We start from the raw sequence: 20,789 nt of genomic DNA, 5'->3' as shown, positions 1-20,789 counted from the left end.
AAAAAGGCGCCACTTGGCGCCTTTTCATTCCCTCAGTGTCCGGTTGCACCTTGTCGATCAGCCAACCAGTTCGCCCGCCAGCGCGCGATCGATCAGCGCGGCGGTGTCTTCGACGCCGTACAGCGCCGCAAACCCGCCAAAGCGCGGGCCCTGGCTTGCGCCCAAGAGCACCTCGTAAAGCGCCTTGAACCAGTCGCGCAGGTTTTCAAAACCGTGCACCTTGCCCACGGCGAAGACAATCGACTGCAGGAACTCATCCGACGCAAAATCCACCGAAGGCAGCGGATCATCATTGCCGACAATCTCGTTCTTCCTGGCAATCAACCCCAGCGCGGTGTCGCCATCGCGGAACGCCGCCGCCAGATCGGCCATCGCCGCACGCTCCTGATCGGTGGGCAGGCGGAACACTTTCTCCGGCTCGACAAAGTCTTCGTAGTATTTCACCGCATACCCCGCCGCCGCATCCAGATCCGGGTGGGTCTCCGGGCTGGCATCGGGCGCATAGCGTTGGATGAACCCCCAAAGCTGCGCCTTGTCATGGGCCGAGGCCACCGACGCCAGATTGAGCAGCATCGAGAACGGCACCACCATATTCGAGCGCGGCACATCCCCACCGTGAATATGCCACACGGGGTTGTTCAGCTGCGCTTTCAGATCCTGCTTGTGATAGGCATTCAGCTGCTGGTGATACTCATCCATCGCCTTGGGGATCACGTCGAAATGCATCCGTTTCGCCGTTTTCGGCTTGAGATACATGAAATACGCCAGGCTTTCGGTCGAGGCATAGGTCAGCCATTCGTCGATCGAAATCCCGTTGCCCGAGGTCTTGGAAATCTTCTGGCCATTGGCGTCCAGAAACAGCTCATAGGTGAAATGCTCCGGCGCGCGCCAGCCCAGGATCCGGCAGATCTTGTCATAGATCGGCGTGTTGGTGGAGTGGTCCTTGCCATACATTTCAAAATCCACATTCAGCGCGGCCCAGCGGGCGCCAAAGTCGGGCTTCCATTGCAGCTTCACATTGCCGCCAGTGACGGGCAGCGTCCATTCGCGCCCGTCTTCATCGTCGAAGGTGATCGTATGGGTCTCGGCACAGACCTTTTTCATCGGCACATACAGGACGCGTCCGGTTTCGGGATGGATCGGCAGGAAGATCGAATAGGTCTGACGACGCTCTTCACGGAGGCTCTTCAGCATCACCTCCATCACCTCGTCATATTTTTCGACCGCGCGCTTCAGCACCTCGTCAAACTGGCCGGAATTGTAAAACTCCTGCGCCGAATAGAACTCGTATTTGAACCCAAACGTATCGAGGAACCGGCGCAACATCGCGTTGTTATGGTGGCCAAAGCTCTCATACTCGCCAAACGGATCCGGCACCGAGGTCAGCGGTTTTTGCAGATGTTCCTGCAGGCTTTCGGCATTGGGCACATTGCCCGGCACCTTGCGCATCCCGTCCAGATCATCCGAGAAACAGATCAGCTTGGTCGGGATGTCCGAAATCACCTCAAAGGCGGTCTGGATCATCGTGGTGCGCGCCACCTCGCCAAAGGTGCCGATATGCGGCAGGCCCGAGGGGCCATAGCCGGTTTCAAACAGCACATAGCCCTTCTCAGGTGCACCCTTGGAATAGCGTTTGAGCACCCGGCGCGCTTCTTCAAAGGGCCAGGCTTTCGAGGCCATCGCGGCCTCACGCATTTCAGGGCTGATCTGATCAGTCATCTGCTGTTTCCTTTTTCATTGGCGCATCATCGCACCTGTCGTGGACAATTCTCCACTGGGCTGCACCCGTGTTGCGGACAATTGTCTCTAAGTCCCACTCCCTATTGCGAAGGGCACGCAGGGTCAATATTCTGCATTGCAACAAAAGGAGCATTCCACAGTGCAAGACATCCCCCATTCCCTGACCGCCCAGGACAGCCTGGTGGCCGTCATGATGGCCGTATCCGCGTCAGACGAAGAGATCACCTCTGCCGAACTTCTGGCCATTGAACGGGTGGTCAACCACCTGCCGGTCTTTGCCAACTACGATCCGGACCGGATGAAAACCGTGTCGCAAACCGTGTTTGACCTGTTTGCGGTTGAGGATGGGCTGGACGCCCTCTTTGGTCTGGTCAAGAACAACCTGCCCGAACATCTGTGGGAAACCGCCTATGCGCTGGCCTGCGATGTGGCCGCCGCCGACGGCGTGTTGCACGGGCCGGAGCTGCGCATCCTCGAAGAGATCCGATACGAGCTGCACATCGACCGCCTGCACGCCGCCGCGATTGAACGCGGCGCGCGGGCGCGGCATATGGTGCTGTGACCCGACACAGGCACGACACAGACCCGACACAGATCTGTGAAAACATCGCAAAGGGGCCGCGCGGCCCCTTTTCCTTTGCAGCCATTGAGACATGACGAAATCAAATGCGGCGGCGTTAAAAAGTTTAAAGTTTTGCTGCCACCCCTTTGAAAAGTTTAAAGTTTGGCAAAACCGGCAGGCAAAAGTTTAAAGTTTCGTTTGACGATCAAGCCGAGCCTTCTGGGTCAGGTTCCGTAAAGCACCGCCCAGCGATTGAGAAGCTGATACTGCAGCCAACGCGAGCGTCGGCTCCAGGCTTTCGCCCCGGCAGGCCGTTCCCGATCCGCCCGTTTGATCGCTTTACGCTTGTTCATATCGGCGGTGAAAATCGCAAAGGCCAACGGCGTACCGTCAGACGCGGTCACATATCCCGACAGGGCCGAGACAAAGTTCAGCGTACCGGTTTTGGCGCGGATCTTATGTGACGCCCCGGCAAGTTTCTTGCCATCTTCCCCGCGCGGCGTGATCTCTTTCATCAACCCATGCAGCGCATGGTCCGGTCCCAGTTTCACCAGCATTTTCACCATGTCGTCCGCCGACAGACGAGAGGCATCCGACAACCCGCTATGATCGGCGAAACGCACTGATTTTGCGGCGAAATTCTGCTTCACCCAAGCCGTCATCATCTTGCCGGACGACGCCAGATTTCCAGGCGTATCCCCCCGCGCCTTACTGGCCGACAACCCCACGATCTCTGCGGTCAGGTTGGTGGAATACTTCAACATGGCGCGCGCAATTTTGTCCAATGGCTCGCTGTTTCTTTGAACAATGACCGTACCTTTCGGCGCAGATTTAGCGGCCACAGGCTTAGGCAGAGACACCCCCTGCGCACGGGCAAGCACCTGAAAGACTTCGGCCGTATAAAGATCGGGCCTGCGCACCGGCAACCAGCGCGACCCACCTTTGCCAAGGGCGCCGCGCGCCACGGTCCAATTGTCCACACCGGCCGCGGCCTTGTAGGTATAGACCGGCATCTTGCGATTGACGATTTTCATGCGCGCCGAATTCACTGCCGGACGATAGCGATCTGAGCGCGCATCCATCGCAACCGAATAGCCGTCACCCGCCCGTTTCCATTCAAAATGCACCCGGTTGTAATTCAGGTTAAGCCCTGAAATTGCAGGATTATATCCAAGATGATCGGGTTGTTCCGGATCAATGGCTTTCACATAGGGAAGCGCGCCCGCGTGGTATCGAAACTTGCCCGTGACCCCGCGAATTCCTTTGTCCTTCAACGCCTTCGCCATGCCCGCAAGCGCGTTGGTATCCAACACCGGATCCCCCCCGCCGAGCAACACCAGATCCCCTTTGATCTTGCCCCCGGACACCGGGCCCGTCGCAACCAGCCGCGTGGAAAACCGATGCGCACTGCCCAAGGACGACAGCGCGTAGGCCGAGGTCACCGCCTTGGCCACGGAGGCCGGCGGCAGGTCCAGACCCGGATTGCGCGCCTCAAGCACCAAGCCCGTCCGCGCATCCGCCACCACAAACCCGATCTTGCCGGAAAACCTGGCCTTCGCCAAAAGCGCATCCAACCCGGACACGGTTCGTTTGATCGCATCGGCCGGGCGGGGTTTGGGGGCAATGCTGCGGGTCGGGGCATTGGCCAGCGCAACAGAGGTCAGGGCGCTCGCCATCACGCTTGCGCCCATTCCCGTCAGCACCCCGCGCCGTGTTAATCTCTTGGTCATAAGGCCTTCATGGTCAAAAAATATCCAGGATCGAGTTAACCGCGCAAGTTCGGAGATTTCAAGCACCGATCACCGCGCGGCATCAGTCATTCACCATTGTTCCAGGCCCCCTGGGCCCGGATCTGGGTCGAGGAAATATCGCGCATTGGCGCATTGATCAGCGTCCAGGCCGGGGCCTCGACACGCGACAGCAACTGGGCATCCCGCCCCCGAATACGTGTGTTGCGGTAAATCAACGCGGCGGGTGACATACGCGCCTGCACCCGATCACCGGGGCGCGCAATAACCCCCACCGGCACGTGATCCATGATCCAGCGCCAATTGTCCCAATGATGAAACCCGGCCAAATTATCCGCCCCCATCAGCCAGACGAACCGCACGCCGGGGTAAAGCTGCATCATGGCTTGCAGTGTCTCTGCCGTATAGCGCGTGCCGGTGTAATCTTCGATCCGGGTCAGCTCGACCTTCGGGTGTTGCATCACCTCGCGCGCACGCGCCATGCGGCTGCCAATCGGCGCAGGTCCGCGTGTTTTCAACGGGTTGCGCGGCGAGATCAGCCACCACACCCGATCCAGCCCAAAGCGTTTCAACGCCTCGCGGGTGATATGGGCGTGTCCTTCATGGGCCGGATCAAAGGACCCACCCAACAGCCCGATCACCTGACCGGGCGTCGCATGGGGCAAGTTATGTCGCATTATTCCTGTCATAATTGCCCTGCCCTATCGCGACCTGATTGCCCTCGTCCAGCGAAATCGCTATTCCCTGTCAAAACCGCGACTTTAACGGAGCATACCCATGGCCGCTTATCAATATGTCTACCACATGGACGGCGTTTCCAAGACCTATCCGGGTGGCAAGAAATGCTTTGAAAACATCCGACTGAGCTTTCTGCCCGGCGTAAAAATCGGTGTGGTCGGTGTGAACGGCACCGGTAAATCCACCCTGATGCGCATCATGGCGGGAATGGACAAGGACTTCACCGGTGAAGCCTGGGCGGCTGAGGGCGCCAAGGTTGGATACCTGCCGCAAGAACCCACGCTGGACGAAAGCCTTGATGTGCGCGGCAATGTGATGCTGGGCGTGGCCGCGAAGAAAGAGATCCTCGATCGCTACAACGAACTCGCCATGAACTATTCGGACGAGACCGCCGAAGAGATGGCCAAGCTGCAGGACGAGATTGACGCGCAGAACCTTTGGGATCTCGACGCGCAGATAGACGTGTCGATGGAAGCGCTGCGCTGCCCGCCGGATGATGCGGATGTCTCGACGCTCTCGGGCGGTGAAAAACGCCGCGTCGCGCTGTGCAAGCTGCTGCTTGAGCAACCCGATATGCTGCTGCTCGATGAGCCGACCAACCACCTTGACGCCGAAACCATCGCCTGGCTGCAACAGCACCTGATCGACTACAAAGGCACGATCTTGATCGTCACCCACGACCGCTATTTCCTGGATGACATCACCGGCTGGATCCTTGAACTCGACCGCGGATCGGGCATTCCCTACGAGGGCAATTACTCGTCGTGGCTGGAGCAAAAAGCCAAACGTTTGGAGCAGGAAGCCCGCGAGGACAAATCCAAGCAAAAGACGCTGGAACGCGAATTGGAATGGATGCGTCAGGGGCAAAAAGCCCGCCAGGCCAAGTCGAAAGCGCGGATTGCGGCCTATAATGAGATGGCCAACCAGTCCGAGCGTGACAAGGTCGGCCGCGCCCAGATCGTCATTCCCAACGGCCCCCGTTTGGGGGGCAAGGTGATTGAAGTCACCGGGCTCAAGAAACACATGGGCGACAAGCAGCTGATTGAAAACCTTGACTTTTCCCTGCCGCCGGGTGGGATTGTCGGTGTGATCGGCCCGAACGGCGCCGGTAAATCGACGCTCTTCAAAATGCTGACCGGGCAGGAACAGCCCGACGAGGGCACGGTTGAACTGGGTGATACGGTGAAACTGAGCTACGTCGATCAGTCGCGTGATGATCTGAATGATGGCGACACGGTGTGGGAAGCGATTTCCGGTGGCGCCGAGATCATCGAATTGGGCGACGCGCAGGTCAATTCCCGCGCCTATTGCTCGTCCTTCAACTTCAAGGGCGGCGACCAGCAGAAGAAACTGTCGCTTCTGTCCGGGGGGGAACGCAACCGGGTTCACATGGCGCGGCTTCTGAAAGAGGGCGGCAATGTGCTGCTGCTCGATGAACCGACCAACGATCTGGACGTGGAAACGCTGCGTGCGCTGGAAGACGCCCTGGTGGATTTCGCCGGCTGCGCCGTAGTCATCTCGCACGACCGCTTCTTCCTCGACCGGATCTGCACCCACATCCTGGCTTTTGAGGGCGACGCCCATGTGGAGTGGTTCGAAGGCAACTTCGAGGATTACGAAGAGGACAAGAAACGGCGCCTCGGCCCGGATGCTCTGGAACCCAAGCGGTTGAAGCATAAGAAATTTACGAGATAAGAGTAATGGGGGAGGCAACTCCCCCTAATTTTTGCGGCTCTCTATTTCCTTCGTCAATCTTTCCCGTTGAATCTTGCTCAGTTTATGAGGAAGAGACAGCGTAAGTATGAATCCAAGCGTCGATAAGAATGCTAAAAAGTTAAAGACGAAATAATATTCAACCCAGCACATTTCTTCTACTAACTCTGAGATTATCAGCAGAAAAATTATACCTATGTGGATATAAAAAACATGGTTGAGTTTTTGCAGTTCGACCTGAATTGACTTTGCATTTTCCCAAGCAACTCTTCTTCCGCCGGGGAGAAGCATACTGGGATCTCCAATGATCGAAATCACCGCAAATACCGATGCAGACAATATTGAGAAAAGTACCGCGATATATTCCGATGGTTTCTCACTAACCCGTAGTGGTTCTCCCCCGAAGTAACCCGCTAAAAAACACACTGCGAAAAGAATGAGTGCGATAATGATCTTTCTGCGTGAAATAGGTGGATTAGCCATCTATCACTCTATTCTCTTGCAATCCCTCCATGATTGCATCCATTCGAAGCAACACCTCTTTAGGTGTAACAACTTGCTTATTTCCCTGCACACTAAATGGCTTATGAATTGTTAGATTCCCTTTTGATAAGCGCAATCCAGATTTAGTCACAATTACGAAGCCATCATCATCTTCTTCGCGATATACGTCTTGCGCCAAATCAGCCATCAGTTCTTTGACGTTTTCTTTTTTCCAATCTCTGCCCGGCCTCATTGAAATTCTCGTTTGAACGGAAGCCGCAGCATCATCGTAATCAGCATCACGGTCTTCTCGAAACCAATTGGCTAGCCGTCCCAACGATGTTTGCGGCACACCAGCATTCGGTTCAAACACTTCTTCCAGCGCAGAGCGAAACCCACCCAAACCTAAATCAATTTCTTCAATCCCTTCTCTGAAGGCCCTTTCGAGTTGGACAACATCAAGCTGGGCAGAAAGCGTGAAACGATTGGCGCCTTCATCGTCTAAAAAGCGATCAAAGAATGCTCGCACCACGCCGCCAATAGTGCTTTCACGAAGCGTATTGTTGTGTACTCCAAAGCGCATCGTTGTTTTGAACCAGTATAAACAGCTGTGAGTTGATGAACTCAGCGCCAGCGGGAGCATCCACTTGATCTGGGTCGAATTGATTGGCACCTGCCAAAGCTGGAATAATCGCAGCTTGGGCGCCACGCTCGAACGTTACAAAATGAACAAACTGCCTTCCGGCGTGGGCAGGACTTCTGGCGACTACGCAGCAATCACCGGAAGGCAGTTCGAATATCGAATTTGCACCATTTCCGCTTTCTGCACACGCCTCTTCCAATAGTTCGTGGAGGTTTCTTTCGTTGCCTTCCATCCAAACAGCTCTGCGGTAGTGAGCACTTTTTCGCATATTAACTTCCAGTTGAAAACATAATACTGTTCAGTAGTCAAATATACGTGCATTTTCAATCAATAATTGAGCACATTAACCCGGCACCGCCACCTTATTCCCGTCCTCATCCAGATGCACAAAGACAAAGACGCCTTCGGTCACGCGGGTTTTGGAACGCCCCCGGTCGCGTTCGGACCAGGCTTCGAGGTGGATGGCGAGCGAGGTGGTGCCGATGCGGCCGACGCGGCCGTAGATGCACAAAACGTCGCCCACTTTGACCGGAGAGATGAACTTCATCGCGTCCACCGCCACGGTGGCCACGCGCCCCCCTGCCCGTTCCGCGGCCAGAACGCCGCCCGCGATGTCCATCTGCGACAACACCCAGCCGCCGAAAATATCGCCCGCAATATTGGTGTCTTTTGGCATCGCAAGGGTGCGCAGAATGATGTTGCCGTCTGGAGTGTCAGTGGTGGTGTCGCTCATGGGTCCGCTCCTCATTGCCCCTTTCTCTGCCCCAAGGGTAAGCGAAACGGCGCGGCCCGCAAGCGGGCCGCTACGTCAAACCGCTTTTGGCGGGATCAGTGGACTTCAGCCACCTCGCGCAACTCGGTCAGAAGATCCAGAAGGGTTTCCATCTTCTCTTCGCCAAACTTGCCTTCAAGGCTTTCGTAAAGCTCTGCCGATTTGACCGACATTTCCTGATATTTCTGCTCGCCTGCGGGGGCAATCTTGACCCGGCGACGGCGCCCATCCGTGTCATCCACCCGCTCAATGAACTCGCGTTCCGTCAGGTTTTTCAGGATCCGGCTCAGGCTGGGTGGCATCAGCACACAGCGTTCGGCCAGTTCGGTGGCACAGCAGGGTTTGCCTTCGGCCAACACGCGGATCACCCGCCATTGCTGAACCGTCAGACCAATCTGGTCCAGTTCATGGCGGAAGGGTTTCAGCGTGGCCTCGCGCGCATGCAGAAGCGCGATGGGCAGGGCGCGATCAAGACTTTTCATCATCAGCAGTCCTCTCTCGGATCGCCGCGTGGATGGTGCTCCAGCTTTTGCGGCTTGTCCGGGTTTCGATCTCCTGAACGTCGAGGCTGAGAATGAAAGGGATGTCACCCAGTTGTGGGTGAAGGGCGGTTTCCACCGCCTGATAAAGCTGATCGGCAATGCGTTCGCGCGTCGCATCGTCACGGCCTTGTCCCAGCCTCAGAACCATGTCCAGAAAGTGGTAAAGTTCCGCATCGTCGGCGATGGCCTGCACCTGGGCTTCAAAACCCCGCACCCGGATGCCGCCAAGCGGACACTCCCCGGTGGCGACAAGGGCATCCCGCATGTCATTTGCCAAGGCGTCCAGATCGGCAACCTTGCCCAGCCCGCGGCTGAATTCAAACGACAGATGCGGCATGTGACCTCCTACATGAACCGGATTGGTGGGCATTTCCCCCCAAGTCCGCTTCGGACAACACAGAACACCCCGCCGAAGCGGAATGAGCTGATTTTACGCGTTAAGAACTCCGTCACCTTGCCATAGATCAAATTGGGCCAGCACGGCATCGGAAAATGCGGGGTCGTTGATGTGGCAATCAAGCTCGGTCAGGGTGACATTGTCCGGGCACTGGGTGCGGATTTCGGCGATGAAGGCGGCCAGCCCGTCAGCATCATGCAGCGGCCCGTCCGGACGGTCCCATTCATTGCCGCCCTGGGTGGGCAGGATCAGCACGGTTGGGCCCTGGGCCTGGGCCAGTTGGGTGCAGATCGCCCGGGCCATGTCGCGGCGTTGATCCGGCGTCATCATAACCGAGGACAGAAGGCGATTATGGGCGTGCACCTCTTGGCCCGCGAGCTTGCCCGGCATGTCCTGCCAGCCGACAAAATCCACCAGGTCGTAACAGCCGATCGACACCATCTGCGGTGTCGCAGATTTGCCGGCATTGGTCATGCGGTCAGGACCGGCCGAGATGCTCGACCCCATGATGTGATTGCCCAATTCCTGCGGGGCAAAATCCAAGACGGCGGCAAAGGCCCCTTCGGCGGCGAGGCATTCAAAGGCGCGCCCGCCCATGCCGGTGGCGTGGAACACGGCCACCTCGAACCCGCGCGCTTCCAAGGCGGGTTTCAGGCTAACCATATAACGCAGCACGGTTTTGCCAAAGCTGGTCATGCCGATGAGTGGTTTGGAGAAGTCCGGCTTTTCCACCGCGCGCGCCGCGCCCAGCACGGCACCGGCGGCCTGCGACAGGGACGCTTTGCAGATCGAGTTTAGCCCGTAAAGCCCGCCCGCCCAAAGGATCATTTGCACATCCGCCGGCAGGCGTTCCGGCGGGATCAGCGGCGAGAAGCTGACCGTGGACACCACATATTTCGGCACACCAATCGGCAGCGCCTGACAGAGATCAAGCGCCAGATCGGTGCCCATGGTGCCGCCCAGCACAATCAGCCCGTCAAATACGCCTTCGCGGAAGAGGCGCAACGCCAGATCCGCCGATCCGCGCGCCATGATCTGCATCGCGGTGTTTTCATCGCCACTGTCGATGGCGGCCTGAATGGAGGATCCGCCCGCCGCGGCCACGTCATGTTTCGAGTAATCACAGGGCGCAGACGGGTCGCCCAGAACCGACACATCCATGGTTTTCACGGCCCCGCCCTGCCCCCGGATCACCTCGGCCAGATAGGTCAACTCGTCGTCTTTGGTGTCATAGGTGCCAACCACCAGAATGGTCTTGTCGCTCATGGTTCCCCCCTCAGCCCAAATTCATCCAGGCGGTTTTCAGATCGAAATATTTGTCAAACGCGTGCAGTGATTTGTCATGGCCATTGCCCGATTGCTTGACGCCGCCCAAGGGCACGGTGCCATCCGCCCCGCCATAGGTGTTGACATGCACGACACCGGCCTGCACCGCGCGCACCATTTTGTGGGCGCGGCTGAGGTTCGACGTCCAAACCCCTGCGGCCAAACCGAAATTGGTGGAATTTGCAATCTGGACCGCCTCATCCTCTGATGCGAATTTGGTCACCGCCAGCACCGGGCCGAACACTTCGTTCTGCGCCACATGATGCTGAGGCGCGACCCCGGTCAACACGGTGGGTTCCATGTAATAGCCGCCGGTTTCTTCAAGGATGCGCTTACCGCCAAGCGCAATTTCTGCCCCCTCTTCCGTCGCTTTCGTGACAAAGCCGAGGTTGCCTTCCAGCTGGGTCAGGTTGTTCACGGCGCCGATATGGGTCGAGACATCCAGCGGATCCCCCACCTTCATTGCGGCCGCGTGGCGCGACACGGCGGCGACGAAATCGTCATGGATGCTCTCTTCGACCAAAAGCCTTGAGCCAGCCACACAGACCTGCCCCGCATTGCGAAAGATGCCCGCTGCCGACACCTTGGCGGCTTCGTCCAGATCCGGCGCATCGGCAAAGATGATATTGGGGGATTTGCCCCCTAGTTCGAGATAACAGCGCTTCATGTTCGAGCGCGCGGAGTATTCCAGCAAACGCCGCCCCACCCCGCCGGACCCCGTGAAGACCAAGACATCCACATCCATCGACATGGCCAATGCCTCTCCGGTCACCGATCCGGCCCCGGTCACCACGTTGAAAACCCCGTCGGGCAGCCCGGCCTCGGTCGCGAGTTCCGCCAGACGCAACAAGGTCAGCGACGCGGTTTCCGCCGGTTTCAGCACCACCGAATTGCCCGCAGCCAGCGCGGGCGCGAGCTTCCACGCGCCGATCATCATCGGGAAGTTCCACGGCACAATCGCGCCCACCACGCCGACCGGTTCCTTGTGCACAAGGCCCAGCACGTTGCCCGCCGTGGGGGCGATCTCGCCATACACTTTATCCAGCGCCTCGGCGTAGTAGCGGAAGGTGCCGGCGGCTGACCCCGGTTCGGCCTTCAGGGCCATACCGATTTCGGTCCCGTTGTCGCGCACGCCCAGCACCGCCAGCTCCAACGCGTGTTTTTCAATGAGATCCGCCAGCTTATGCAGCACTTTTTTGCGATGCGCGGGGGCTGCGCGCGACCAGCGGCCATCGTCAAAGGCGCGCCGCGCCGCCGCCACCGCCCGGTCCACATCCGCGGCTGACGCGCGCGCGATGGTGGTCAGCTCTTGTCCGTCGATCGGCGAGAGAACTGTTTGCGCTTGGCCCTCTGCCTCTTGCCACGTTCCGTCAATATAAAGTTTCTGCGGCGCGACAGGATTGCTTCGAAGCTCGTTGATGCGTGACTGGTCTGCCATTCGTCTGTCTTTCGTTCCTTATAGTCCAGCCAGACCCGGCGAAAATGCAGGATCAGCACGAGGACAATCATGGTGAAGATGATCGCCGCGATGGGGCGGTCGATAAAATCAAGCGGGGTTTTCACGCGGGCCATGGCGCTGCGCAGCTTCACCTCCATGATGCCGCCCAAGACCATGCCCAGCACAATCGGCACCACAGGCAGTTGCAGCCGTTTCATCACAAACCCGAAGATGCCAAAGGCGGCCGCAAGGATGCAGTCGGTGAAGGAATTGCGCAGGGAATAGACCCCCACGAAGCTGAGGATCAGGATGCACATGCCAAGGAAGCGGTTGGGGATCTTGACCACTTTGATCAGCTGGTTGGTCGCAACCAGCAGGAAGGCCACCACCAGCACGTTTAGGATCAAAAGCGCGATATACAGCGCGACGACAAAATCCATCTCGTTCTGGAACAGCTGCGGGCCGGGGATCACGTTATGCACGTAAAAGACCGACAGCATCATCGCGGTCAGCGCCTCGCCGGGGATGCCAAGCGCCAAAAGCGGCACCATCGCGGCCCCCGGCACGGCATTATTGGCGGTCTCGGCGGCGATCAGGCCTTCGCTGGATCCATGACCAAAATCCTCGGGCCGCTTAGACGATTTCTGTGCGTAGGTGTAGGACATGAATTGGGCCGTGAACTCGCCCACGCCGGGGATCATGCCCATGACCACGCCGAAGGTGGCCGAAATGCCGGCGATGCGCGGATGGCGGGCCAGCTCTCGGAACCCCTGAAAAAAGCTGCCCTTCAGCCGGGTCAGCCGCACATTGTCATCATCCCCATGCAACAGCGTAAAGGCCTGCGACAGGGCAAAAAGACCCAGCACCACAACAATCAGGTTCACGCCGCCCGACAGCCAGCTTTGGTCAAATGTGTAGCGTTTTGAAAAGCTTGCGGTGTGCAATCCGATGGTCGACAGCCAGATGCCAAAGCACGCCATCGCAGCCGCGATCAACGTGTGTTTGCGATGCGCGGTGACCACCAGGATGATGCCCAGAAGCGCGGCCAAAAAGATCTCGCGCGAGCCAAACATCGGGGCCACTTTCGCCAGAACCGGTGCAAAGAAAATCAGGCAGATGACCGAGAAAATGCCGCCGAAAAAGGACGAACTATAGGCCAGCGACAAGGCCCGCCGCGCCTCGCCCCGGGTGGTCATCGGATAGCCGTCATAGGTGGTCAGCGCGTTCACCGCGGTGCCCGGTGTGTTGATCAGGATCGCGGGGATCGATCCCCCATACATGGACGAACCGTAAATGCCCAACAGCACGGTCAGACCCACGATCGGGTCCATGGAAAAGGTGGCAGGCAGCAGGATGGCAATCGCCACCGCGGGCCCCACGCCGGGGATCGCGCCAATCAGCACACCGCCGACCGAACCGACCAATAAGGCCAGGGCCACATCCCAGCGCGCGAGGTAAGTGGTGCTCGCCTGCATCTGGTCGAGAAAGGCGTAGATCAGATCCATCACGGGCCTCAGAAATTCAGGATAAAGAACGAGCGAAGCGCGCCCGGAAGGTATTCATAGATCGCCGCGCCGGGGATTTTCACCTGTAGGAAGCTTTTGAAAATCACCACAACCGCGATGGCAAAGATGACGGATGTCCACATCATCAGCCGCGTGCGATACCCCATGCGCCAGGTCAAAAGCGGGGCGAACATCAGGGTGATCGGCAAATACCCAATCAGCGGCACCAGAAGCACATAGGCCAGAAACCACCCGGCCCATTCAAAAACCGACAACCAGACCTTGACCTCGCGCCGGTCCACCCAATGGGTAAAGAGCCAGGTCAGCCGCACCGTAGCAATCAGCGCCACGTAAGGCACGGCGCGCAACGGGCCAAGCCACAGGGCAAAGCCGATGGCCACCACCGCCCAGAACAGGCTTTCCGCCCATTGAAACCAATCCGCCTCGCTCATCCAGCGTGGCAGGCGGCGGGGTTTGCGCGGCAGGTGCCAGAAATGCAGCGCTGTGAACAGCACCATGCCCAGCACACCGATCCCCGGCCAGAACCGGGGTTGTGCGAAAAACGCCTTTTTGCGCAACCACTTGGTCTCTTCCTCAATGCCCGCCAGCAGAAGCAGCGCGCAGATCAGGAAGAGGGCCGCAAACAGAACCTGACCACGCTGGGGCCGGTCGGGATGTTCGGAAATCTCGTCGCTCATATCGGGCTTTCGCGGGGCCCATCGGGCCGATCAGTGAGGGGGTGTGTCATGTGCGGGGCCTGCCAAAGCCAGCCCCGCACATATGTCAGGTGGGATTATTCCAGGATCCCGCTGATCACTTTTCCGGTTTCCTGATCAGTGGCGATACGCGCGGCCGACGCCTCGGCATCCATCCAATAGACCAGCGCGCCTGTTTCCTTGGCCACCGCTTGCGCTCGTTCGCTCATCACCGTCTTTTCCGCGACCGCAGCGATCTTGTCGCGCACGTCCTGCGGGGTGTCCTTGGTGACAAACAACCCGTTCCACAGGGCGATGTTCAGCTTTTCATCCAGCTCGCCAATGGTGGGGGTGTCCGGCACCAGCGAGATGCGTTCATCGGTGATCGCCATCAGCACTTTCACGTCATCGAGACAGGGCAAGATCAATTGCAGCGTGGTGTTGATCACATCCGCATCGCCCGAGGCCAGCGTGTTGCAATCTAGCGCATCGAACGCAGCGTCCGAGCCCCATTCGAACCCTGCGTTTGCCGCATAGGCCTTGGTCACCTGCGTGGGAGTCAGCACATCGCCGAAATGCCCCAGCGCCACGTCATTTTCCTTGGCATAATTCGCCAGCTCTTCCATCGAGCTATAGGGCGCGTCACCCGAGGTGGCGACCACAAAGGGATAGGTGAGGAAGATGCCGATCGGGTCGAACTTTTCCGGGGTCAGTTCGTCAATGCCAATTTCATGGCCAATCACGGGCACGGCGGGCACGAAGCTGCCGATGGTATAGCCATCCGCCGGGGCCGTGGCGACGTCAATTGCACCGGGGAACGGGCCACCGCCACCGCCGGGTTTGTTCACCACCGCAGCCGAGATACCATATTCGGTCTGGAAATCCTCGGCGATCATGCGGGTCAGCACATCTTCCAGATCACCGGGGGGCCACGGCACGATAAAGCTCACTGGCTTTTCCGGGTATTCGGCAAAGGCGGGGGCGGCCAGCGCCGCCAAGGTCACACCAACCACACTGGCCAGCAGGCTCGTTTTTTTCATGACATCCTCCCTGTTTGTCATATTAGCGCATTTTTGCGTTCGGTTCATTATTCGAACCATTGGTTTTAAAATAGATTGACAGACCCCCCCGCTTCCTGTCAAGAATTCATTTAACACGTGAATGGGTTTCCTTTGATCCGGACATGACAGAAAACCGAAAGGCGACGACACCCCCCATGGGAACAGCTTCCAAAGCCCTGTCACTGCTTAATTATTTCAGCAGATCGCAGCCAACCATCGGGCTGAGCGATATGGCGCGCCTGTCGGGCATGAACAAGGCGACCGTGCATCGCCTGTTGACCGAAATGTCCCAGCATGGATTCGTAGAGCAGGTCGGCGCTGGCCGCGAATACCGTCTTGGTCCGGCTTTTCTGCGCCTGGCTGCACTGCGCGAAACCACCGTCCCCATGCGCGAAATGGCGATGCAGACGTTAGAAGGTCTAAGCACAACCACCGGCGAAACCGCACATATGTCGCTTCTGAATGGCAATGTGCTATCCTCCTTCGCCTATACCTATTCCAACGCTCACGGAACAATGGTGATGATGGAAGACGCCGAGGTTCTGGACCTGCACGCCACCGGATCCGGCCTTGCGGTTCTGGCCTACAGCGCAGCTGACTTCGTCGATGAGGTCCTGTCGCGCCCGCTGAAACAGCGCACCTCAGAAACGGAAACCGATCCCCAGATGGTTCGGGCCGCCCTGCCCGAAATCCGCAAAAACGGATTTGCGGTCTCCATTGGCGGCTATGAAGAAGATGTGCATTCTTTTGCTGTGCCAGTGTTCGATGCGGCCAGCCAGTGCATTGGCGCGGTGGCCGTCGCCACCCCGGTCTCTCGCATGACCGACGATCTGCAAACCCTGATCCGGACCGAGCTTCCGATCCGCACAACGGAACTTACCCGTCTGCTGGGCGGCTTCCCACCTGACACTTTTCCAACATTCCTGCGCGATGAAACTGCGCAGACAGGAGGATGACATGAAAGATTCCAACTTTCTGAAAGAAAAAAACGCCCGGTCGCTCTGGCACCCAATGGCGCATCCCGCTGACTGCCAGAAGAACCCGCCGACCATCGTGACCGGCGCACAAGGCGTGTGCATCACCGATGTGGACGGGCACGAGGTGGTCGATGGCGTGGGCGGTTTGTGGAACGTGAACCTCGGGTTTTCCTGCCAGCCGGTGAAAGACGCGATCACGGCGCAGCTGGATGTGCTGCCTTATTATTCCACCTTTCGCGGCACCACCAATGACAAGGTCATTGAACTGTCGGAAGAGCTGCGCGAATTCTTTGCCCCTGACGGGCTGACCCGTGCCTTTTATACCTCCGGCGGGTCGGATTCTGTGGAAACCGCGCTGCGGCTGGCGCGGCAATATCACAAAGTGCGTGGCGATACCGGGCGGGTGAAATTCCTGTCGCTCAAGAAAGGCTATCACGGCACCCATATGGGCGGCGCGTCGGTGAACGGCAACGCAAATTTCCGCACCCAATATGAGCCGCTTTTGCCCGGCTGTTACCACATCCCCGCCCCCTACACCTATCGCAACCCGTTCAATGAAACCGATCCCGAGCGGCTGGCGCAGCTCTGTCTGCAGGCGATGGAAGACGAGATCGCGTTTCAGGGCGCGGGCACCATTGCCGCGATGATCATGGAACCTATTCTGGGCGCAGGCGGTGTGATCCCGCCGCATGAAAGCTTTATGCCCGGTGTGCGGGCACTTTGTGACAAGCACGGTATCCTGCTGATCGCCGACGAGGTGATCACCGCCTTTGGCCGCACCGGAAGCTGGTCCGGGTCGCGTCATTGGGGGGTGAAGCCCGATTTCATGTGTACCGCCAAGGCGATCACCAACGGCTATTTCCCGTTTGGCGCGGTGATGATCGCGGATCATGTGGCCGAGACCTTTGAGAAAGACGAAACCGGTCGCGCCGCCATTGGCCATGGCTATACCTATTCCGGCCACCCGGTCGGGGCGGCGGCGGCGCTGGCCTGTCTGGCCGAAACCAAACGGCTTGATGTGGCGTCCAATGCGGCGGCGCGGGGCAAAGACCTTTATGACGGATTGCTGGCCCTTTCGGCGGAGCACGACATTATCGGCGATGTGCGCGGGGGGCATGGGTTGATGTGCGCGATGGAGCTGGTGTCGGACGCGGGCACCAAAGCCTCGATCGACAAGGCGACCATCGGCAAAATCCAGGAGGTGACCTATCAGAACGGGGCAATGGTGCGGGTGTCTGGCCCGAATATCATCCTGTCGCCGCCCCTGGTGCTGACGTCAGAGGATGTGCAGACGCTTCTGTCCGCGTTGAAGGCCGGGTTCAACGCGGTCTGATCCAAACCCCACTTACGGACTACGTTAACTAAACAGGGCGCCCGCAGATCGCGTGGCGCCCTGTTACATGCTCAGCACCGGGGCCTCAGACGGCAGGAACCAGCAACCGCAACCCGTCCAGTTCATCCCTCATGGTGATCTGGCACGACAGGCGCGAGGCGTCGGTGACGTCCCCATCGGCCATATCGAGCATCGCCTCTTCGAAATCACCCTTTTCCCCGGTTTTCGCGAGCCAATCCGTGTCCACATGCACATGACAGGTGGCGCAGGACAGCGAGCCACCGCATTCGCCCTGAATGCCTGCCACATTATGGGCCTGCGCGGCTTCCATCAGATTAAGCCCCGGGGCAACGTCAGCCATGACTTCCTCGCCCCCGGGCAGGACCCAGGTTACTTTCATCTCGTTTCTCCCTTTGTTCAGAGTGCGTTATACAAAATGCACGTAGAAATCGCGCAGCCCGTCCCCTTCCAGGTCACGGGTCTTGATCACCTCTTTGCGTTTCATGAAGATGTGGTTGTCCACGAGCAGCCGACCGACCCGGTCGCCCAGCACGCTGTCCGCCTCAAGATCATTCATCGCGCGTTTCAGATCGACCGCGGTGCCATCGCGGGCATCGGTCCGGTCAAACCCGTCGCCGGTTTCCATCGGGCCAAGCTCATACCCGTTCTCGACCCCCAGAAGCGCGGCCTGCAACACGGCGGCCACGGCGGTGTAGGGGTTGGCGGTGGCATCAGCCATGCGGTGTTCAAGTCGCGTCTTGCCGCCGCCCTCGCCCGAGATCCGCGTGGTCACATTGCGATGATCCCCGCCCCAGTTGCGCCAATAGCCCGACAGGCTGCCCGGTTGCAGGCGCTGATAGGAATTGGTGGTGGGGGCCACCAGACCCGACAGGCCCTTGTGGTGGTGCATCAACCCGGCAATGCAGCCGCGCGCCAGATCGTTCATATGCTCCGGTCCGCCCACCGGGCCATTATCAAGCGCATTGCCGCCCGCATCATCCCGGAACGAAAAGTTCACATGCATGCCCGACCCGCCGGCCTCGGCCACCGGTTTGGGCATGAAGGTCAGCACCAGCCCGTGTTCCAGCGCCACTTCCCGCGCCATCTGGCGGAAAAGCACAATGTCATCGACCTGCTTCAGCACCTCATCAAAGGTCAGGGTGAATTCAAACTGCGGGCTGTCATATTCGGCGGTGATCATATCGAGGTTGAAGCCAAGCATCTCGGCCCGTTCCCAGATATCATCGGTAAAGCGCAGCGGATCGGAGAACGGCCCGGTGCCATAGACCACGCCACCCGGCGCATCATAGGGCACCAACCGGCCGATTTCATTGGCCATCAACGCATAACATTCCAGCTCGATCCCAACCATCGGGGTCAGCCCCCGCGCCTGCCAGGCGGCAATGGCGCGTTTCAACGCCTGACGCCCGCAAAGCTCCAACGGCGCCCCATCGGCGTCATAAAGATCACCGATCACCACCTTGGTCGACCGCTCCCACCCATCGCGAATATCCTCGGCCCGCCAGCGCAGCTCCATGTCCGGCAGACCCTGCTTCATCATCGCCCCGGGCGCATCCAGCAGATCCTTGTCGTAATGCACCCCGAAGGTCGAGCGGCAAAAACGCGTATCCCCCGTGCCGATCTTGTGATGTGGCAGATACTTGCCGCGCAGAATGCTCAGATGATCGCACCAAAGGGCGCGCAGCCGATCTTTCATAAAACCTCCCTGCCCGGTTTGCCCGGGCCCTGTTCGCTAGCTTGTCTCGCGGCGCGGGCTCCTCTTCCCGTGTCGCAACTGCCGGTTACTTTGCCTGCATCCTCACAGGCAGTTCCTTGATGCCGCCGACAAAGTTCGACCGCAGGAACCGATGCGGGCCATCCGCTTCGACCAGTTTGACACGTTTGGCCAATTCCTCAAACAAAACACGCACTTCGAGCCGCGCCAAATGCATCCCAAGGCAGACATGCGGGCCGCCCTGCCCAAAGGACATGTGGCGGTTGGGGCTGCGCATGAGATCCACCCGGTTGGGATTGTCAAACACCTCTTCATCGCGGTTGGCCGAGGCCCACCAGAAAAGCACCTTATCCCCTTCGCGAATGGTTTTCCCATGCAATTGGTGGTCGCGCGTCGCCGTGCGGCGGAAATAAAGCGCGGGCGTGGCCCAGCGGATGATTTCATCCGGCGCGGTGGCCCAGATCTCGCCGCCCTCCTGCATTTGGCCCAGCAGCTCTGGCTGATGACACATGGCCTGCAACCCCGCCGCAATCGAATAGCGCGTGGTGTCATTCCCGGCGGCGACCAGCAGGCAAAAGAAATTGCGAAACTCCTGTTCCGGCATCACATGACCATCTTTGTCCGGCTGCAAGATCAGGTGCAGCACGCCGTCCGTGTCCCCCTTGCGGTTTTTTTCCTCAATCAGCCGTTTGGCATAGTCAAAAAGCTCTGCCCCTGCCGGCGAGTTGAACGGCATCATCCGGTATTCATCGGTGTCCATCTTGTCCAGAACGTGATCGGTGAAATCGGGGTCGGTGTTGGCAATCAGCGCGTCCCCCTTCTCGACCAGCCACGGCAGGTCCTCGTCCGGCGTCCCGATGATCCGGCCCAGCATCATCATCGGCAATTGGCGCGCGATCATCTTGGTCGCATCAAAGGATCCCGCCTCCAGCGCCTGATCGAGGATCGGATGGCACAACGCGCGGATCTGATCTTCGAACCCGGCCACCACAGGGCGCGAAAAGGCTTTGCCCACCTTCATGCGGGTCTTCATATGCTCTGGCGGGTCGGTTTCCTGAAAGGTGCGGCGCGCCAGATATTCCTCGTAGGTCTGGTCTTCCATACGAATGCCACGGGCGGACGACATCAGGTCGTAATTCCGATTTAGCTCGGTGATGTCCGCATGGCGCACAATGCTCCAGAACCCTTTGCCGCCCTCCCAATCGGTCCAGCTGCACGGATCTTCGCGGCGCAGGCGGGCGAAGGTGTTGTGCGGCGCCCCGTTTGAAAATGTGTCATGGCTTGACAAGTCGGCATAGCCGTCGTCGGTTGGCGTCCAAACGGTCATGGCACTGGCTCCCTGTAATTGTGCTTGTGTCCTGCGCGCTCATAAATATATTAT

At 58.8% G+C, this 20,789-nt stretch carries 21 protein-coding genes; 4 read left to right on the top strand and 17 right to left on the bottom strand.

All coding sequences use genetic code 11. From position 1 onward, the window contains the following. Positions 1 to 57 precede the first annotated feature (57 nt). Complete coding sequence (locus tag ACP15V_RS05905; protein ID WP_424942760.1) at positions 58 to 1,719, bottom strand: lysine--tRNA ligase; 1,662 nt, start codon at positions 1,717 to 1,719, stop codon at positions 58 to 60. A 160-nt stretch (positions 1,720 to 1,879) separates the two neighbouring features. On the opposite strand from ACP15V_RS05905, the gene ACP15V_RS05900 reads away from it, so the two are divergent. Then, positions 1,880 to 2,302 carry a tellurite resistance TerB family protein gene (locus tag ACP15V_RS05900; RefSeq protein WP_424942759.1) on the top strand — a complete coding sequence of 141 codons (423 nt, stop codon included), beginning with the start codon at positions 1,880 to 1,882 and terminating at the stop codon, positions 2,300 to 2,302. A 224-nt stretch (positions 2,303 to 2,526) separates the two neighbouring features. Here ACP15V_RS05900 and dacB read toward each other — a convergent pair whose 3' ends face one another. Continuing rightward, complete coding sequence (gene dacB, locus ACP15V_RS05895; protein WP_424942758.1) at positions 2,527 to 4,032, bottom strand: D-alanyl-D-alanine carboxypeptidase/D-alanyl-D-alanine endopeptidase; 1,506 nt, start codon at positions 4,030 to 4,032, stop codon at positions 2,527 to 2,529. An 86-nt stretch (positions 4,033 to 4,118) separates the two neighbouring features. Then, entirely contained in the window at positions 4,119 to 4,727 is a 609-nt protein-coding gene (locus tag ACP15V_RS05890; protein ID WP_424942757.1) for a nicotinate-nucleotide adenylyltransferase, read from the bottom strand. A 100-nt stretch (positions 4,728 to 4,827) separates the two neighbouring features. Here ACP15V_RS05890 and ettA point away from each other — a divergent pair, with 100 nt between their 5' ends. After that, positions 4,828 to 6,483: an energy-dependent translational throttle protein EttA gene (gene ettA, locus ACP15V_RS05885; RefSeq protein ID WP_424942756.1), complete on the top strand. Its 1,656-nt coding sequence runs from the start codon at positions 4,828 to 4,830 to the stop codon at positions 6,481 to 6,483. Positions 6,484 to 6,507: 24 nt separating this feature from the next. On the opposite strand, the gene ACP15V_RS05880 is transcribed toward ettA, so the two are convergent. The 11 genes from ACP15V_RS05880 to ACP15V_RS05830 all read right to left on the bottom strand — a co-directional run bounded on the left by ACP15V_RS05880 (position 6,508) and on the right by ACP15V_RS05830 (position 15,342). Beyond that, on the bottom strand, positions 6,508 to 6,984 hold the full coding sequence (locus ACP15V_RS05880) for a hypothetical protein (protein WP_424942755.1): 477 nt from the start codon (positions 6,982 to 6,984) through the stop codon (positions 6,508 to 6,510). After that, a complete protein-coding gene (locus ACP15V_RS05875) occupies positions 6,977 to 7,567 on the bottom strand; it encodes a hypothetical protein (RefSeq protein WP_424942754.1) in 591 nt (196 codons plus the stop codon). The genes ACP15V_RS05880 and ACP15V_RS05875 overlap by 8 nt, the downstream gene beginning before the upstream one ends. Beyond that, entirely contained in the window at positions 7,533 to 7,859 is a 327-nt protein-coding gene (locus ACP15V_RS05870) for a hypothetical protein (protein WP_424942753.1), read from the bottom strand. Before ACP15V_RS05870 ends, ACP15V_RS05875 begins: the two co-directional genes overlap by 35 nt. A gap of 111 nt (positions 7,860 to 7,970) precedes the next feature. Continuing rightward, complete coding sequence (locus ACP15V_RS05865; RefSeq protein ID WP_424942752.1) at positions 7,971 to 8,360, bottom strand: acyl-CoA thioesterase; 390 nt, start codon at positions 8,358 to 8,360, stop codon at positions 7,971 to 7,973. Positions 8,361 to 8,455: 95 nt separating this feature from the next. Next, positions 8,456 to 8,884, bottom strand: a complete 429-nt coding sequence (gene hpaR, locus ACP15V_RS05860; RefSeq protein WP_424942751.1) for a homoprotocatechuate degradation operon regulator HpaR — start codon at positions 8,882 to 8,884, stop codon at positions 8,456 to 8,458. After that, complete coding sequence (locus ACP15V_RS05855) at positions 8,868 to 9,278, bottom strand: hypothetical protein (protein ID WP_424942750.1); 411 nt, start codon at positions 9,276 to 9,278, stop codon at positions 8,868 to 8,870. The genes hpaR and ACP15V_RS05855 overlap by 17 nt, the downstream gene beginning before the upstream one ends. A gap of 93 nt (positions 9,279 to 9,371) precedes the next feature. Then, on the bottom strand, positions 9,372 to 10,604 hold the full coding sequence (locus ACP15V_RS05850) for a Tm-1-like ATP-binding domain-containing protein (protein WP_424942749.1): 1,233 nt from the start codon (positions 10,602 to 10,604) through the stop codon (positions 9,372 to 9,374). Positions 10,605 to 10,614: 10 nt separating this feature from the next. After that, positions 10,615 to 11,985: an aldehyde dehydrogenase gene (locus ACP15V_RS05845; RefSeq protein WP_424943381.1), complete on the bottom strand. Its 1,371-nt coding sequence runs from the start codon at positions 11,983 to 11,985 to the stop codon at positions 10,615 to 10,617. Beyond that, a complete protein-coding gene (locus ACP15V_RS05840; protein ID WP_424942748.1) occupies positions 11,967 to 13,607 on the bottom strand; it encodes a tripartite tricarboxylate transporter permease in 1,641 nt (546 codons plus the stop codon). Before ACP15V_RS05840 ends, ACP15V_RS05845 begins: the two co-directional genes overlap by 19 nt. Before the next feature lie 8 nt (positions 13,608 to 13,615). Beyond that, positions 13,616 to 14,305 carry a tripartite tricarboxylate transporter TctB family protein gene (locus tag ACP15V_RS05835; protein ID WP_424942747.1) on the bottom strand — a complete coding sequence of 230 codons (690 nt, stop codon included), beginning with the start codon at positions 14,303 to 14,305 and terminating at the stop codon, positions 13,616 to 13,618. Positions 14,306 to 14,400: 95 nt separating this feature from the next. After that, positions 14,401 to 15,342, bottom strand: a complete 942-nt coding sequence (locus tag ACP15V_RS05830) for a tripartite tricarboxylate transporter substrate-binding protein (protein ID WP_424942746.1) — start codon at positions 15,340 to 15,342, stop codon at positions 14,401 to 14,403. A 176-nt stretch (positions 15,343 to 15,518) separates the two neighbouring features. Between ACP15V_RS05830 and ACP15V_RS05825 the strand changes: the two genes are divergently transcribed. Both ACP15V_RS05825 and ACP15V_RS05820 read left to right on the top strand, forming a co-directional pair. After that, on the top strand, positions 15,519 to 16,319 hold the full coding sequence (locus ACP15V_RS05825; protein WP_424942745.1) for an IclR family transcriptional regulator: 801 nt from the start codon (positions 15,519 to 15,521) through the stop codon (positions 16,317 to 16,319). 1 nt (position 16,320) lies between these two features. Next, positions 16,321 to 17,673 (top strand): aminotransferase class III-fold pyridoxal phosphate-dependent enzyme, encoded by a 1,353-nt coding sequence (locus ACP15V_RS05820; RefSeq protein WP_424942744.1) that lies wholly within the window; start codon positions 16,321 to 16,323, stop codon positions 17,671 to 17,673. 85 nt (positions 17,674 to 17,758) lie between these two features. On the opposite strand, the gene ACP15V_RS05815 is transcribed toward ACP15V_RS05820, so the two are convergent. The 3 genes from ACP15V_RS05815 to ACP15V_RS05805 form a co-directional block, all read right to left on the bottom strand. After that, positions 17,759 to 18,073 (bottom strand): 2Fe-2S iron-sulfur cluster-binding protein, encoded by a 315-nt coding sequence (locus ACP15V_RS05815; protein ID WP_424942743.1) that lies wholly within the window; start codon positions 18,071 to 18,073, stop codon positions 17,759 to 17,761. 27 nt (positions 18,074 to 18,100) lie between these two features. After that, positions 18,101 to 19,390: a glutamine synthetase gene (locus tag ACP15V_RS05810; RefSeq protein ID WP_424942742.1), complete on the bottom strand. Its 1,290-nt coding sequence runs from the start codon at positions 19,388 to 19,390 to the stop codon at positions 18,101 to 18,103. Positions 19,391 to 19,475: 85 nt separating this feature from the next. Further along, the gene (locus tag ACP15V_RS05805; protein ID WP_424942741.1) at positions 19,476 to 20,735 is read right to left on the bottom strand and encodes a cytochrome P450; all 1,260 of its coding nucleotides are present in this window, start codon (positions 20,733 to 20,735) and stop codon (positions 19,476 to 19,478) included. Positions 20,736 to 20,789: the final 54 nt, after the last annotated feature.

Source organism: Aliiroseovarius crassostreae (assembly GCF_049803815.1).
In the GTDB taxonomy this organism is placed as follows: domain Bacteria; phylum Pseudomonadota; class Alphaproteobacteria; order Rhodobacterales; family Rhodobacteraceae; genus Aliiroseovarius; species Aliiroseovarius crassostreae_A.
Note: the sequence above shows the minus strand (reverse complement) of the source record. Positions and strands in the feature narration are given on the sequence as shown.